Below are 15951 nucleotides of genomic sequence, written 5' to 3'. Positions count from 1 at the left end.
CGGTTCTGAGCGCCCCTTCTTAAGCTGGGCCGCCGTGTTCCTCCGGCGGTCCATCGCAACCGGCCCGACTCTGCTAAGCCCCGAATCAGCTAAGCAGAGTTTGCCCCCCACCAATTTGTCAGAATTGGCGTGGGGCTGGCAGCCGGCACGAGTCCCCGCGGCTCCGCCGCCCCGGTTTCTCTACCTCAATCGTAAGCAGGGTTCGCTAGCGTAGCAACAAAACTCATCGGACATCTGCCCGCGCGGGGGACACACTTTTGCTCGCCGTCCTCAAGTCCCCTGGCTTGCCATTGCCTGAAGAGTCGATATGGTGCGTAAGTAGTTGTCATGAAACGGTTTGTCTGCCCCTAATCGAAACCCAGTCGCAATAAGCCGCAAGGCCCCGCTGGGAATCGAAATGGCCCCGGATTGACCCCGACGACGGTCTGCGTATCAAACAATGGTATCAATCATCGGCGTTGCAGGGGGGACCGACCCCGGACGCCTCGACCCCCTGCCAGGAGATAGGCCCCAATGCCTCACGTGGTTACCCAGCCTTGCTTTGACTGCAAGTACACCGATTGTGTGGTCGTTTGCCCCGTAGAATGCTTCTACGAGGGGGAAAAGATGCTCTACATCCATCCGGATGAGTGCATCGATTGTGAGGCTTGTGTGCCCGAGTGTCCCGTTGAGGCGATCTACCACGAGGACAACGTTCCTGAGGAGTGGAAGGACTTTATTGCCCTCAACGCCGAGATGGCACCGCAAAGCGAGGTCATCACTGAGAAGAAAGAGCCGCTTGCCGACAGCGATAACTGACCCCCCGGCTTCGAGCGTCCCGACGGTTCTCTTCAGACCGCTGAGAGACCCGGGGCAGTCGCCGAGCGGTGTCGAAGTCGCCTGCGCATCAAATAAAGGGCCGGGGTCAGCGTTAGCTAACCCCGGCCCTTTATTGTTTTTGCCGTCCGGTGCCCCGACCGCAGCTCACTTCAGGTCGATTGACCAGTAGGCTTCGTCAATAAAGGTTTTCCAGCTGGCGTACTTCGGTTGGCCGAGCTTGATCGCCAGCATCGGGCTGCGCTTAGGGCGAACCGGCTTTTTGAATAGCTTCATGCCGGCTTGATCGGGGGTTCTTCCCCCTTTGCGGACATTGCACCGCACGCACGCGCACACCACATTTTCCCACGTGGTTTGCCCGCCGTGGCAGACCGGCGTGACATGGTCGATGCTCAGCTCGCTGGTTGGAAAGCTTTCTCCGCAGTACTGGCATCGGCTGCCGTCGCGGGCGAACAGGTTGCGCCGGTTCAGCCGCACGCGCTGGCGTGGTAAGCGGTCGAAATTCAGCAGCCGCAGAATCCGCGGAGCGCGAATCCGGAAATTGACGCTGTTGATCCACTCGGCATGCGGGTCGTCGGTGTCGATGCCCAGCTCGTTCTGGATCGCGCTGACTTCACGCCACGAGTGAAAGTCATAGTTGCCGTACTGGCCATCCTCGATGTGGATGACCTCGGCTAGCTCGCGCAGCAACAGGCAAAAGGCGCGCTTCACGTCGACCACGTGGATCGCCATGTACTGCCGATTCAGAATCAAAACGCTCGCGTTGAGCGTCGCCGGGCCGCTGCTCATGGTCATGCTGTCGTCTCGGGGTGAAGTCAACTCCTCCGCCGCACGTCGCACACTTTTTAGCGCTGCACGTCTGGCCGGGCGTTTACCCGACAGGCCGCGCAGGGAACGGGTTCAGTCCGCACGCCATCTGAGAAACGATAGCTGGCGGTACGGCGTGATCCCGATAGCTTCACTTTACCCTCGCCCGCTCGGCCGAGCCACCCGCGGGCGGGGCTGAAACGCCCGTCTTGACGAAGTCTTCATCTGGCACGATTTTTTGATTGTGGAAGGCCAGCGGGCCTCGAGAAGTGGGGGCTCCCTTGCAACAAGCGTGCAATAACCGGCAGGGGGGAGTCTGCCGTGTCCAGAAACACGGGCACTCTCGACTTGCGATCGGGGGAGCGTTCTCTTTACGATGCAATGGGAACGAAGGGAGCGAGGCGCCCCACGCGAACGATTCTTCAGGGCTCTCAACATGATTCATTTCTCGTGCGACGCTTGCGGCCAGCCGATCGACCGTGAGCACGAGACGCGTTACGTCGTGCGGCTCGAGGTCTACGCGGCAGTCGATGAAGACACCGAGCCGACCGACCCTGAGGTCGATCACCTCGAAGCGATCGAAGACATGCTCGAACGAATGGAAGACTCGGTCTCGCTCGACGACGAGCTTTACCAGCAGCTCCGCTACGATCTCTGCCCGACCTGCCGCGAACGGCTGCTTGCCGATCCCCTCGCACGGCTCAAGGGCGCGAAGCTAGGGTTCAGCAACAACTGATGCACGCCTCGCCAGCAGAACTCGCGCCGTTGTGCGATCGGTTGGCGACAGGTCTCGACGCGGGGATCGATATCCGGCGGTTGCTGCGTTCCGAAGCGGACCGTGCTACGGGACGCCGCCGCGACGTTTGCGAGCGACTCGCCAAGGCAGTCGCCGCGGGGGAACCGCTCGAAGAAGCGGTGGCCGCCGAGGGGGCTTACTTCCCGCGCATGCTGGTCGAACTTGTGCGCGTCGGCGAGCGGACCGGCAGGCAGCCCGCCGTGCTCAAGCGGTTAGCACGGCATTACGAGCACCAGCTCAGTGCCGCGCGCACGTTTCGTGGCAAGATCGCGTGGCCCCTCCTGCAACTCGTTGCGGCGATCGGTGTGTGTGCGTTGCTGATCGCCATCGGCGGCATGATCAGCGATCCCCGCACCGGACGCGGGATCGATCTGCTCGGCCTGGGCCTGAGCGGCACGAGCGGCGTCTTTATCTTTTTGGGCGCTATCGCCGTGCTCACTACCATGGCCGGATTGGGGTGGCGGTGGCTGCGCTCGCAGCCGGGATCCATCGAGGCACTCCTGGCCCGTGCTAGTCGGCTGCCGGTTGTCGGCGAGGCTTTGCAGAAGCTTGCGCTGGAGCGGATCGCTTGGTCGCTCGCCATGCTGCTCGATACGGATTTGGACATGCGCCACGTCGCCCGGTTGTCGCTCGCGGCGGCCGGCAACCAGCGGTACGGCCGTCACATTGAGCCGGTCGCTAACGATCTGGGCCGCGGCATGCCGCTCAGCACCGCGCTGGCGCACACCGGCGAATTTCCGGGCGACTTTCTCGACACGCTGGTAGTGGCCGAGGAAGGAGGGCGCTTGGTCGAGTCGCTCGGCAAGCTGACCGCCCGCTATCAGGAAGAGGCCGAGCGGGCCATTTCGACCCTCTCGATGGCGCTGGCGGGGTTGGTATGGCTGGCCATCGTGGCGATCATCGTAGCGCTCATTTTCCGCGTCTTCGGCTTCTATACGGGCGTGCTCGAAGACGCCCTCCAGGGGATCTGAGTTGGGGGCCATCGGCTCACCCCCGCGATCACGTGCTTCGTGGGTGGCGTGCGGCTGATCGGTCGATTAGAAGAGAGTGTTCTGACCTGGAGTGTGGACAGGTTTGCCAACGAACTTTTCCCGATGAATTCTCCCGATCGCGTCGCCGAGCCCCAATAATGAGCCCTCTACGTCTCTTTCTTGTGATGGGTAGCCTTTCCTTGTTGCTCAGCAGCCCGACGGAGCGCGTCGCGGACGCCCAGTCGGTCGCGACGATGCCCGTCGCAATGCAGGCCCAGCCGCGCCCCGACAAGTGGTGGCAGGATCGCCACCAGAGCCGCCTCGAGCAGAAGCAGGCCTTTGCCGAGCAAGACCAGGCGGTCCGGCTGGTGTTTATCGGCGACTCGATCACTCACGGCTGGGAGAACGCCGGCAAACAGCTGTGGCAAGAGCGTTTCGCGCCGTACACGACGCTCAACCTGGGCTTCAGCGGCGACCGTACCGAGCATGTGCTGTGGCGGCTTGGCCTTGGTGACGCCGGCGAAGAGAACAACGAAGTTGCCGGCCTCTCCCCTGCCCTGTACGTGATCATGATCGGCACGAACAACACGGGGCACGGTATGGGAACGGCCGCGGAAACCGCCGAGGGGGTCACCGCGATTGTCGATCGCCTGCAAGAGCTTTCGCCCAAGAGCGACATCCTGCTGCTGGCGGTCTTCCCGCGTGGCGAGACGCCCGACGACGAGAAGCGGCTCATGAACGACGAGGTGAACGAGCGGATCGCCAAGCTCGAAGCCCGCGAGCACGTGGAGTATCTGAACCTGCGAGACATCTTCCTGGACGATAACGGTGTGCTGCCCAAGAGCGTGATGCCCGACCTGCTGCACCCGAACGCGGAAGGCTACCGCCGCTGGGCCGACGCGATCACGCCGATCATCAAGCGCTACCTCAGCGAGTGAGGTCCTCGTACGGGGAATCAGTCGGAGACCAGCGGACATCGGCCCCGTCGGCTTCGCTGAGCCGCTCGTGGAGCTGAACATCGACCGCGCCCGTAACGGGCAGACCAAAGTGCTTTTCCAGCCGCTCGACCGCTTGCCGGGTCAGCGGCCCGAAATCGCTGTCTTCTTCAATCGGTTGAAAATCGTCAGTCCACAGCGAAGTCCCCACGCGGTTGATCTGCTGCTGGAGCCTTAAGATCTCGGATCCCGACATCCCTTCGCGGTAGGGAAACGGCGGGCTAGCGTTCCGGCGTAAGAGGTTCCTATCCGCTTGGTTTAGGGCCTTTTCAGAGAAGGCTTTGCTTTGGATTGCGTAGGCAGACGACCGCTTTTTCTCAACGGCTTTGCTCAGATCAGCTCTCGCTTGGTCGATGCGAGATTGGCAGTCCGCTATTCGCTCGTGCAGAGCCTTATACCGCTGCTCGATCTCGGCAATGTGTTGCTCTTGTAGTGCTTCCGGTCCTTCGGCGATCCCCGTTAGCTGAGTGCTGGCCCAACTTTTTAAGGCCTCTGTAGACCTATTGATCGCGGAATTGGCTAACGTAGCCGCCGCTATGTGCTGATTAAAGACGACCGCAGACAAGGGGCTGTAGAGACGAGCCCCTGCGAAGACCCACACACCACCACCTCCCCCAAACCCACCCAATCCTTTTCCAAAGTGCTCGGGCGGTAACTGGTTTGCTTCGGCCTTCCGTGTTAACTCGATGCTTTCGATACGAATGACCTGCTTAGCGAGCTCACGCATCCGTTTCAATTGTTTCTCGGCCTCTTGCAGATTGCGCTCGATTTCGAGGTCCAAGTCCGTTTGCGTTTCAGCCGCGGTTGCCGCGACGGACTCTGGCGGCGTTGGGGGCTCACTCGCTTCTCCGGGCTCGCCGCCCGCGACACCGAAACGCTCGTGGAGCACGCGCACCCGGAGCGCTGGATCGTGCGTGACGCGGCGCACATGGTCGGCGACGACCTTCTGGGCTTCCGCTAAGGTCTGGCCTCCGACATTGGGCACCCGACCGTACGGGGCACCGAGCTCTAAGTTGCCTTGCGCATCGATCCCCCCGCCCCCCGCGTAGGCATGTTCGGAGGCTCCTCCCCAGATCGCGACGTCTAAATCGTCACCGAAGGCGAGTCGTGCCTGGGCGAACGGAGTGGGCGGCGTGTCGGCAGCCAACGGGGCTAATGGAGTAGGCAGCCTGTCGGCAGCCAACTCGTTGGCAGCGGCTCGGCGACGCGCAGGGGAAAGCGGCGCCGCCGCGATCTGGACCGGCGCAGCGCTCGGCGCTTCCGAATCGCTCACGCTGGTGGCGTCCAGCGTAAACGCCGGCTCGGCGCGATCCTGCGCTTGACCAACCCCGGCGAGTTCGAAGCCCACGAACAGCGCGAGCAGACAACCGGCACCGGCAATCAGCATTGGTTTGACGGCTTGAGAGACTAGCATCGCCGAGACTCCTTCACGGTAGAGAGAGAGGGTCGTAGTCGAAGCCGTTAAGGTGCTGCCTGTCAGCAGGCCGGCGGCGTCGCCCGTGGCTTGTGCGGTCAGCGCGTGAGGGACCGCTACAGCGTCGCGCGGCGTGAGGCCCGCGATCGCCATGGCGGTTGATAGCGAGACGCCCCTCCGCACCAAACGCTGCCGCAGCAACTGCTTGCCCCGTGCTAGCCGGCCTTGAACGGTCGCGATCGTGGTGTCGGTAAGGTCGGCGATCTCGCGACGCGACTTGCCCTGCAGATAGCGAAGCACCAACGGCGTTTGATGCTTCGCCGGCAGCTTGTCGAGTTCCTGCATCAGCGTGGAGACGGTCTGCCGTCTCAGCAGGTCCGGGAACGCCTCTTCTGCGGCAAGAGCGGGGTCCGCTTCGAGCGGCGTTTCTTTTCGCCGGCGGGCCCGTCGCTTGGCGACCAGCGCCGTGCGATACGCAACCCGATACAACCAGCCGGCGGCCGAATCACTAGTGCGGACGGACGCTCCGCGGCGAGCGAAGACCAACCACGTGGCCTGAAAGGCGTCTTCCGCGTCGTGACGGTTGCCCAGCAGGTGCTCGCAAACTCGCCAGACCATCGCTCCATGACGCTCGACGAGCCGACCGAAGGCGGTCTCGTCTAGGGGATCGCGGCGGAGTTCGGCTAACAGCTCGCCATCGGTCGCAACGATCGCGGGCAGAACGGCCGTGGGCAGAACGGCCACGGGCGCTGCACCGCGTTCTGCGGACCGTGCCGGTAGCCGCGGCTCAGCGGGCGTTGATGCGGGAAACGAAGGCATGCCAAGCGGAGTGGCCAACAGGTCTCTGGGGGGGGCGTGACCCTGTGGCGGGTCACGCGCTCTACCCCCCCTAAGTGTGCCCGAACGGACCTGCGAACCGCAAAAAATTTCGCAGAGCACGAATTTTTAGACGCCTGCAAGGCTTACCACTCGTAACCCTTGCGCGGTGTACGGGCTAAGAACCGATTCGCCTGATCGTCGCCGACAAAGCGCTCGGTCGCGGGGTCGAAGGTCAGCTTGCGCCCCAGCCGCAACGCGACGTTGGCGGCGTGGCAGACGGTGAGGTTGCGATGGTGCGACTCGGCGTCGGAGACCGGCGTCTGGCGAGTCTTCAGGCAATCGACAAAGTCCCCCATGTGCGTCGGCGCGACGTTCGTCCGGCCGTAGAGCCGATCCAGGGCGTCTGCGGCAAGCGGATTGGTCTGGAGGTCTTCGACCGGCTTACCGGTCAGCTTGCCCCGATTCACAAAAAACTTGCCGTTCTCTCCTTCGAACATAATGCCATTATCAAAGCCGAGCGTCTCCACGGCGCTATCAACAATGTCGATTACTAGCCCATCTTCCAATTCCACACGCGTGTGGAATTGGGTGGCAGTGTTGTAGCGATCCGTATGGACCGGCATGCCGTCCTTGTCCATGGGGTTGGGGTGCTCGACGCGCAATGGATCGAGCGTGTACTGGCCGATATCAGCATGCCCGCGGTCGAGGGCCCACATCGCACAATCCACGTGATGAGCGCCCCAGTCGGTGAGCTTGCCTCCCGAGTACTCGTACCACCAGCGGAAGAAAGCGTGCGTGCGGCTTCCCGGGTGACCCGACTCGTAGCCGCGATCTTTGAGGATCTGGGGTGTGGCGAGGTACTCGGTCCACGGTGCCGGTCCTAACCAGCGATCCCAATTGAGGTGCTTGGGCGTTGGAGCTGGGGGGATCGGGAACGGCTGGGGCGATCCGCCGATGGCGCACGTCACCCGCTTTAGCGTGCCGATGCGTCCGTCGCGGACCATCGCCGCGGCCGTGGCGAAGGAGCGGCCAAACTCGGTGCGCTGCATCGTGCCGACTTGCAAGACTCGGCCGGTCTTCGCCACGTGGTCGGCAAGGCGGCGCCCCTCGTCGATGGTGAGCGTGAGCGGCTTCTCGCAATAAATGTCTTTGCCGGCGTCCATCGCTTCGGTAGCAATCTTGGCGTGCCAGTGATCGGGCGTCGCAATGACCACGGCATCAATGTCGTCTCGGTCGAGCACCGCGCGGTGGTCTTCATAGTTGTAGATCGTAATGGGGTAGTCGCGCGCGTAGTGTTCAATCCGGGCGGTTTCGACGCCGCGCCCGCGTTGCACCGCATCGACGTCGCATACCGCGGCACAGGGCCCGAACACGCACCCCGACCTGATCAGCGTTTGGAACTGGATTCCGGAACCGATGAATCCAAAAACCGGCCGCTCGTTCGCGGACCGTGCCGCTGCCCTGGCGAGAGACGGCGCGCCGACGACCGACGATCCGACCCAAAACGAGGCTGCCGAAAACTGAAGAAACTCTCGCCGGTTGGTGCTCATGGAGATAAGTCGCGGTTGAGGGGGAAGAAGTCGGGCTGATGAGGGGGTGCTTGTGCGGCCCTGCGGGCCGATAGTCGGAAAAGTGCGCTCGCCAGTGGATCGCGGCTTAAGCCGCGGCACCGCCGCGAGAGGTTCTTAACTTAATCATGGTTGTGTTTCAATTCTTGCAAACTTAGAGCGAAAGGTCACGGCTCGTGGGGGAGGTCAAGAATCTGTCCTTCAGAGAGTAGCCGATCGCGTAGCTCGTGGTAGTCGATCTCTTGGACGGCACAGCCCGAGTCGAGGGCCAGATCCGCCGCCGTGGCGGCGGAGTGCGCTAGGATCATGAAGACGGGCTCCATGCGGATCGATCCGTAGGCGATATGCGAGGACGACAGGCACACCGGCACCAACAAGTTGCTCGCCTGCCCCTTACGAGGAGTGAGGCTGCCGTAGGCGATCTTGTAGGGTTGGGGCGGGTGCACGCCGATATCGCCTTCGTTTTGGACGGTTCCTTCGGGCGTTACATAACGCTGGACGTTGTGCGAGTCCATCACATACGATCCCATGCCAATCGGGACATCGGTGGTGCGCTGCGAGAGGCAGTCAGCCTCGGTGGCGACATACTCGCCGATCATGCGTCGTGCCTCACGCACGTAGATCTGATGGGGCCAGCCGTTTGTCTCTTGGAACTCATCGGCGGCGAGTCCCCAACTGGCAAGCTTAGTGCGGATCTCTTCGGGCACACGCGGGTCGTTGGCCATGAAGTACATGAGCCCCTGCTGGTAGTCGATGTGCTCTTGGATGATCTCCCGGCGGCGCTCGTAGCTGGCTTCGGGGTAGTCGTAGTTGAAGCCGATGTTGTCGGTGCTGAACGGGCCGTGATTGTTGGTGTCGGTTTTTCGGTTAGGGACACGATCAAACTTCCAGAAAACGTCGCGCCAACCGGTGGCAAAAATGCGCAGCAGCAGCTCGTACTGAGCCGGGTCGTAACTCTCTGGACGCGGAAACGGCAGCCGGTTATCGGGGTGATTTGAAAGGCACATGCGGAAGCAGTAAGCCTGAACCCGCTGGTCGCCCTCGTGCCGAGAACCAGGAGGGGTGGCGCTGATGCGTGGCAGCAGTCCGCTGGAGGGGTCACCGGCAACCACGTACGGATCGACCGGTTTCTCGAAGTAATGCTTGTGGTGCAGAACGCCTACCTGCACGCCGTTCCATTCCTCGCCGTAAACCTCACGCGCCTCGCGTCCGACGTGATAATCGACACCCGCTGCCGCCATCAGATCGCCCTCGTAGGTGGCGTCGATAAAAATCTTGCCGGCGAAAGTCTTGCCCGATAGCGTGCGGATTGAAGCGATCTTCTTTCCAGCAAGCTCGACCCCTGCAGCGCGGTCGAGCCATTCCTCGCGCTCGACGCGGACGTCGGCCTCGGCGAGCATCTCTTCAAAGACCTCTTCGGCGACGTGCGGCTCGAAGATCCACTGGGTTCGGCCTTGAGTGTCGATGGCTTCGGTGCCCTGGCCCCGATTGCCGAACTCTTCGCGCCGCTGCCACTTCCACGCGGTGGGCTTCTGATAGTGCTTCCAGACGCGGTGGTAGAACTCACGCGAAAGGCCGCCGATGACCGATTTATCGCCCGTATCGGTCCACCCGAGTCCCGAGGCGGAGAGTCCTCCGAGCTTTCGCTCGGGTGCCACGATCACGACTGACCGCCCAAGTCGGGCCGCTTGCACCGCAGCGACGACCCCAGCCGATGTGCCTCCGTAAACAACCACATCGAAGGAAGTGCTCGGAGCGATCTCGTTGGAGTACGTGATCGGGAGAGCCGCGACGATGAGCAACCACGCGGTGAGGATTCGGACCATGGCGTTAATCTGGGAGAAGTAGTGTAGGTTCGGGTAGCTTCGCTTAAGCCGACTCGGTGCACTGTCGGTTGGCTAATTGCGGGTCTGCCAGGCAGCCGCGAGGGAGTGAGCCATTCAGGGGCTCCACGACTCAAAGTTACGCAAGAGCGCGGTCACTTGGCGAAGCTCGGCGCTCTGCCCCGTCCGGACGAAGACTCCCGAAGCCGCCACGCCAAACGCTAAGCGTTCTGCCGGGCCAAGCTCCAGCAGCAGCCCCGCGGCGTAGCCCGCGTTGAAGCGGTCGCCGGCTCCGGTGCTCTTGATCGGCGTCGAGGTGTAGGGGCCGTTGAGGGCCGTGGTGCCAGAAGAATCTGCTGCCACCGCGAAACGCGAGGCGTGAAGCACGACTTCTTCGACCCCTACCGCCAGCCGAAGAGCGGCCGCTTGCGCAGCGCTGGCTAGCGGGTCGGCAGGGGCGACGGTTGCGATCCCAACCAGTCGTGACAGCACGTTGGCTTCGTTCTGATTCAGACCGAGTGTCACGCGTAGCTGCGCGTTCAGCTCCGGCAGCACCGCGAGCATATCTCGTACATCCGCCTCGCTGCGGCTGCTGGGGTCGACCAGATCGATCAGCAGCGCCTTGCGCTGCGTGAGCTTGGCAAACACCTCGACCGCAAGCAGTCGCCAGACTTGGGTCATGTGCGGATAGAGGGTCCAGTCGGTGAGAGCGATCAGCGACGCCGCTTGGCAAGCACGCTGGTACTCCCCTTCGCCTAGCCGCCGCCCCACTTCCTGAGCGGTGAAACTGGCGAGTTGGCTGACGTGGCTGAACATCAGCTTGCCATCGTCAAACTCGAAGGCGAGCGTTCGGCCTGGCGAATCGCCCCACGAGTGCAGCCGAGCCTGTTGTCCGTACTTGGCAAACGCCGCATGAATCGGATCTCCGAGTGTTGCGAAGGTCTCAACCCCGATGCCCAGCGCCGTGAGACCGTCGCCCATATTAACGGCACAGCCGCCCGGCTCGACGGAGGTGACCACCGCCTCGCGGAGGCTGCTGTGACCCGCTGCGGCAGAAATCAGCGACCCAAAGTGCTCGATCGTTGCGACCCGTTCGTAGTTGGCTTCGCCATGTCGCGTCTGTACGACCGAGAGCATCTCATCGACAAAGCCGTCAAACCCTGTCACCACGCGCTGCTGCGAGAGCTCATCGGCTCGTGATTCGATCTTGCGCGCGAGCTGTTCTCTGTCCATTGCTTGGCTCGCTTAGAGGACAGGGTCCGAGACGAGCCGAACGAGCGCGGGCTCGTCCTCTTCCACCTGCGTGAAGCGGCTGACCGGTTCCGCAAACAGATTGTCCGTCAGGTCATCGTTGGCGGTCGAAACCTCGCCAATGATCGTGTCTTCGGCGGCAGCCCAGAACGAATGGAATACCCCCGGCTCGAGCGTCACCCGGCTGCCCGCCTGGAGCACCAAGACCGAGCCCGCGTCGATACTAGTCTCTTGCCCATCAACGCGCACCCGGCTTGGCGGATCCGACGCAGAGCACTTTTCGGGCGACGCCGGCCAGAGACGCACTTCTAAAACGCCGTGGCGGCAGATGATGTCTTCTTTCTTGAGTCGGTGCGTGTGGGCGGGCGTGATCTGATGGGGATACGCGAACATCAGCTTCTCGCAGTACTCGGGCTCTTCGGCAAGGTTCACCAGCACCAGACCACAGGCGCGAAAATCATCGCGACCGAAGTCGGTGACGTCCCACCGTGGGTTGGGGGGCAGGGTCCATCCGTGACGGATGAAACACACCGTCGCATCGCGAACGGCTTGATTGATCTGCGAGCGTTTCATACGAGTCGGGCGGGTTACGCCGAATAACTAAGCGCGGTGTTGGTAATCATGAGATCGTCTTCCAAACTTCGGTGCGGAGCCACCCCCGCGGTCTGAAGGTGGCCATGGTAGGAGCGCACCGCCTCCGACGGCGAGGCGTTGCCATCGGCGACGCTACGCAGATGCTCGATAAACGCGAGTTGATCTTCGGCCGCATTGATCTTGCGCCCGAGCAGCGCGATCCGTGCGCCGTAACGTCGCGCTTCGGCGATGAGTTGAAAAGCATCGCGGCTGGTTCCTGCCGATCCGCCCAGCACCCCGACCACCAAGTGGGGGTCGTAGGCCACGAGTTCTTCGAGCGCTGCCGGACCGTTGTAGGGGATCTTCAAAAATAGCGGACGTCCCACGCTTGTCACGCCGGCCAAAGAACGGGCGATATGGTCATTCAAGAATCCGCCGAACTCGCTGTCCGGAACGCTGCCCGCAACGTTCGGGTTGAAGACCTCAAGAAAGTAGCGAAAGCCTTTTTGCTCGGCCTCGAGACGGAAAGCGGCAAACGCTTCGAGCGTGCGGAGGTCAGCTTCGGTATCGCCCGAGAAGGTCAAGCTGTAGAGCCCCAGATCAACCCCCGGCCCCGGTGCGGCGGGATCATCGACCAACTGCCCGTGCTTGAGGTGATCGAGTGTCGCGGACCGAAACGGCCGCGACGGCGTCGCCGCGTAGTGGCTGCCACGAATGATCCAGATATCGGTGGTGTCGTTTGCGCGACCGGCGGGGGTCACCGGTGAGTCACGGAACAGGCCTTCCTTGATCACGATTTGCTCGACGCTTGAAGCGCTCATCAGAACCAGGTCGACGAGGCCTTGTCGAACGACGGCGCGGATCGCGTTGCGGTAGTCGGCGAGGGTTTTGCTACTGCCATTGCTCCTCGTGCCGGGAGCAGCCATGCCAAAGGCCATGTCCGCATCTTTGGCGTCTGCGAGCAGGAACGCCTTGGATCCACTGGGGTCCGCGTGGATCTCCGCCAGCTTTTGATCGAGAACTTTCGGCAACGCCGTCTCCCTTCTTGCGGGGAAGATGCCCCCCGGCCTTACTTATTCGCAGTCGTCACATCGCAGTCGTCACATCGCAGTCGGTCGATCGCAGTCGGTCGATCGCCGTGGGTCGCATCCGACGCGGCTGCGCGGCGGCAGAGTAAGCCGGTATCGCGACACGCGGCTTGACCGGGTGCCGTGCAACGTCGAATTATGATTCGTGGACCGGCCTGAACAGCGGACGAGAATTGAATTATCAGCGATCCCCCGTCAGTCCGTAAACTCCTCGCCCGGTCATGAGCTTGAGTTCGGCTTTCGCTTGAGAAGAGAGAAACATTGGATGTCTCGACTGCCTTGGGTTAGGCGCATGTGCGCGAAATCGAGAGAGAATGGTTGTTGATGCGGGGCATCAAGCGAAATCTTGTCGCTGTCGTGACCAAACAGGTTGGCGAACGTTATAAAGTCTGATGACACTCCGCACGACCATCCGTTGCCCCAGGGGCATCGCTTCTTGGAGGGGCGTGGCGATCGCCACCGTCGGTGTCGTTGCGTCGTTAGCGTGCGGCCAAGATCCGGTGCGATCGGTGGATCCGCTGATCGGCACGGGCGGTTCCGGGCACTGCTTTCCGGGTGCCACGACACCCCATGGCATGGTGCAGCTAAGTCCCGACACGCGTGACACCGGATGGGATGCCTGTGGCGGCTACCACTACGACGATCGCACGATACTCGGGTTCAGCCACACGCATATCAGCGGCACCGGTGTGGAAGAAATGGGCGACCTTTTGTTCGCCCCCACGGTTGGTGAAGTGCTCGTTGTGCCCGGTGCCGAAGACGCGCCCGAAAAAGGTTACCGCAACCGATTTTCTCACAAGTCTGAGATCGCCTCTCCCGGCTACTACGCGGTAACGCTCGAAGACGACGATATCCGAGTCGAGGCAACCGCGGCACCGCACGTCGGTGTGCTGCGGCTCGGCTATCCTCGCGGGGCACAAGCAAATCTTGTGATCGATCTGAATCACGGATTCGATCGACAGCGGCGGTATGGCATGCCGGAAACTCTGCTGGATGCTTATCTTCGTGTTGAAGATGACCACACGCTAAGCGGATACCGTATTTCGTCTGGTTGGGCCGACCTGCAAGAAGTCTACTTCGTTATCGAATTTTCCGAACCGATTGTCGGGTTCGGCATGTACGACCCGCTTCTCGACCGCGTCGTGGATGGCGTGCGGCACCGCAAAGGCGGGTACAGCGCTACCAAGGCCGATGTCCGCGGCTACGTGCGCTTCGCTCCGTCGGAAGCCAAGCCCGTGCTCGTGCGAACAGGCTTATCAAGCGTTTCCGTCGAGGGAGCGCGCCGTAACCTGCACACCGAGGTCGATCATTGGGATTTTGATCGCGTGAAGCGCGAAGCCGAAGCGGCTTGGCGCGAGCGGCTGAGCAAGATTGAGATCAGCGCGGACGCGCGTGCACGACGCATCTTCTACACGGCGCTTTATCATCTGCACCTGGCCCCTACCCTGCTCTCCGATGTCGATGGAGCCTACCTGGGCGTCGATAATCGCCCCGCGGTTTTGCCGGGAGGTTACTACTCAACGCTATCGCTCTGGGATACGTTCCGCGCTGTTAAACCGCTGTACACGATCCTCGCCCCCGAGTTGTCGGGGGCGATAGTTCGGACCATGCTCGCGCATCACGACCGTCAGGGCTATCTGCCGATGTGGACCGCTTGGGGGAAAGAAACCCACGCGATGCTTGCCAACCATGCGATCCCGGTTGTAACCGAGGCCGTGCTCAAAGGGATTGACGGAGTGGATCCCCAGGCGGCGTGGCAAGCGGTCTCAGAAACTTCTTTCCAGGATCATCACGCTTCTCCGTTCTCGCTCCTTGAGCGTTACGGATACTTTCCGAGCGGAGTCGTCCCCTGGAGCGTCTCGCAAACCGTTGAGGTTGCTTACGACGACGCCTGTGCTGCGAAGCTCGCACGCCGCGTGGGGGATCTCGAAGCGGCGGTCCGGCTCGAAGACCGTTCACAGGCGTATCGGCGGCTATTCGATCGGCAGACTCAAGCGATGAGGCCACGCGACGTTAAGGGGGCATGGATCACGCCCTTTCAAGCCGAGTCGATCGCGCACGGTTCTGAATACAAGGAAGGTAGCGCGCTGCAGTACAGTTGGTTCGTGCCACACGATGTTCAGGGGTTGGCGGATCTCTTTGGCTCTCGGAACGCCATGGCTGACCGTCTCGACCGCTTCTTTTCCGAACCCCTGACGGTGGAGAGCCACATTGATGATGTGACCGGGTTCTACGGTCAGTACGCTCACGGCAACGAGGTGAGCCATCATGCCGCGTATCTTTTCAATCGGCTTGGCAGACCCCGGCGAACGCAGGAGATAGTTCGCGAAGTTCGGGATCGCTTCTACACCGACGCGCCGGACGGAATCGTCGGGAACGAAGACTGTGGGCAGATGTCGGCCTGGTTTGTGCTGAGTGCGTTGGGCTTTTACCCGATCGATCCGTGCTCGTTGGAGTACGAGCTGGGTATCCCTGCCTATGAGCAAGTAACGATCCATTTGCCCTCAGGCAAGCAAATGCGGATCGAAGCGCCCGGTGTCCATGCCAACCACTATGTGATGGCGGTGACACTCAACGGCAAACCACTGTCCGGCGGGGTGCTGAAGCACGCCGAACTCCTGAAGGGTGGCACGTTGTATTTCCAGCTGACAAATAAACCACTAGCCGACGGTCCCTAGCGTCCTTCTCCCTCGGCAATGCAGCGGTCGCACACTTCAGCAACGCTCAGGGGTGCCGCTAGGGACGCAGCAGCTGCTTTTGGTCAGCAATGTGGGCGGGCATTTTCGGGGTAATCGGTAAGTGCCGTTTATAGGGTGTGGAAACCCTTCGGCATATTCTCGCCCTCCCCGGCTTTTCTGAGCTACTCTTCGAGTAGAGAGTATCGCGGCTTGGCTCAAGAATATTTTTGCCCCGTCCGAGTCGGCCGCTGCGATCCCCCGTGATCGCCAGCTCTCAAGGCTACGTTGAAAGCCTGATGTGACACATGCCCGACGCTGCGCAGCGGCGAAGTCTGGGCCGGGGAGGCGTCGT

12 protein-coding genes are annotated in these 15951 nt (G+C 62.0%); 5 read left to right on the top strand and 7 right to left on the bottom strand.

Translation table 11 applies throughout. The features are described from left to right. Positions 1-513: 513 nt before the first annotated feature. A complete protein-coding gene (locus tag Pla111_RS12505) occupies positions 514-798 on the top strand; it encodes a ferredoxin family protein (protein WP_146574787.1) in 285 nt (94 codons plus the stop codon). A 165-nt stretch (positions 799-963) separates the two neighbouring features. Here Pla111_RS12505 and Pla111_RS12500 read toward each other — a convergent pair whose 3' ends face one another. Continuing rightward, a complete protein-coding gene (locus Pla111_RS12500; protein WP_231931002.1) occupies positions 964-1635 on the bottom strand; it encodes an HNH endonuclease in 672 nt (223 codons plus the stop codon). 424 nt (positions 1636-2059) lie between these two features. On the opposite strand from Pla111_RS12500, the gene Pla111_RS12495 reads away from it, so the two are divergent. From Pla111_RS12495 to Pla111_RS12485, 3 genes are all read left to right on the top strand, one after another. Further along, complete coding sequence (locus tag Pla111_RS12495) at positions 2060-2359, top strand: hypothetical protein (RefSeq protein ID WP_146574785.1); 300 nt, start codon at positions 2060-2062, stop codon at positions 2357-2359. After that, positions 2359-3390, top strand: coding sequence for a type II secretion system F family protein (locus Pla111_RS12490; RefSeq protein WP_146574784.1), 1032 nt, complete (start codon positions 2359-2361; stop codon positions 3388-3390). The genes Pla111_RS12495 and Pla111_RS12490 overlap by 1 nt, the downstream gene beginning before the upstream one ends. A gap of 185 nt (positions 3391-3575) precedes the next feature. Beyond that, positions 3576-4328, top strand: a complete 753-nt coding sequence (locus tag Pla111_RS12485) for a GDSL-type esterase/lipase family protein (protein ID WP_197525002.1) — start codon at positions 3576-3578, stop codon at positions 4326-4328. Here Pla111_RS12485 and Pla111_RS12480 read toward each other — a convergent pair. From Pla111_RS12480 to Pla111_RS12455, 6 genes are all read right to left on the bottom strand, one after another. After that, positions 4318-6618, bottom strand: a complete 2301-nt coding sequence (locus tag Pla111_RS12480; RefSeq protein ID WP_146574782.1) for a sigma-70 family RNA polymerase sigma factor — start codon at positions 6616-6618, stop codon at positions 4318-4320. The two genes, Pla111_RS12485 and Pla111_RS12480, sit on opposite strands and share 11 nt — an antisense overlap. A 143-nt stretch (positions 6619-6761) precedes the next feature. After that, entirely contained in the window at positions 6762-8168 is a 1407-nt protein-coding gene (locus Pla111_RS12475) for a Gfo/Idh/MocA family protein (RefSeq protein ID WP_146574781.1), read from the bottom strand. A 185-nt stretch (positions 8169-8353) separates the two neighbouring features. After that, entirely contained in the window at positions 8354-10012 is a 1659-nt protein-coding gene (locus Pla111_RS12470; RefSeq protein ID WP_146574780.1) for an FAD-dependent oxidoreductase, read from the bottom strand. 114 nt (positions 10013-10126) lie between these two features. Beyond that, positions 10127-11242, bottom strand: a complete 1116-nt coding sequence (locus Pla111_RS12465; RefSeq protein ID WP_146574779.1) for a PfkB family carbohydrate kinase — start codon at positions 11240-11242, stop codon at positions 10127-10129. Positions 11243-11254: 12 nt separating this feature from the next. Continuing rightward, positions 11255-11833 carry a D-lyxose/D-mannose family sugar isomerase gene (locus Pla111_RS12460; RefSeq protein WP_146574778.1) on the bottom strand — a complete coding sequence of 193 codons (579 nt, stop codon included), beginning with the start codon at positions 11831-11833 and terminating at the stop codon, positions 11255-11257. 14 nt (positions 11834-11847) lie between these two features. Further along, on the bottom strand, positions 11848-12864 hold the full coding sequence (locus Pla111_RS12455) for a hypothetical protein (RefSeq protein WP_197525001.1): 1017 nt from the start codon (positions 12862-12864) through the stop codon (positions 11848-11850). 449 nt (positions 12865-13313) lie between these two features. On the opposite strand from Pla111_RS12455, the gene Pla111_RS12450 reads away from it, so the two are divergent. After that, the gene (locus Pla111_RS12450; protein ID WP_146574777.1) at positions 13314-15599 is read left to right on the top strand and encodes a GH92 family glycosyl hydrolase; all 2286 of its coding nucleotides are present in this window, start codon (positions 13314-13316) and stop codon (positions 15597-15599) included. Positions 15600-15951 lie beyond the last annotated feature (352 nt).

The sequence above is a fragment of the Botrimarina hoheduenensis genome (assembly GCF_007859815.1).
Taxonomy (GTDB): Bacteria; Planctomycetota; Planctomycetia; order Pirellulales; family Lacipirellulaceae; genus Botrimarina; species Botrimarina hoheduenensis.
The sequence above is the reverse complement of the archived record's forward strand: the minus strand, read 5'-3'. Positions and strand labels throughout refer to the sequence as shown.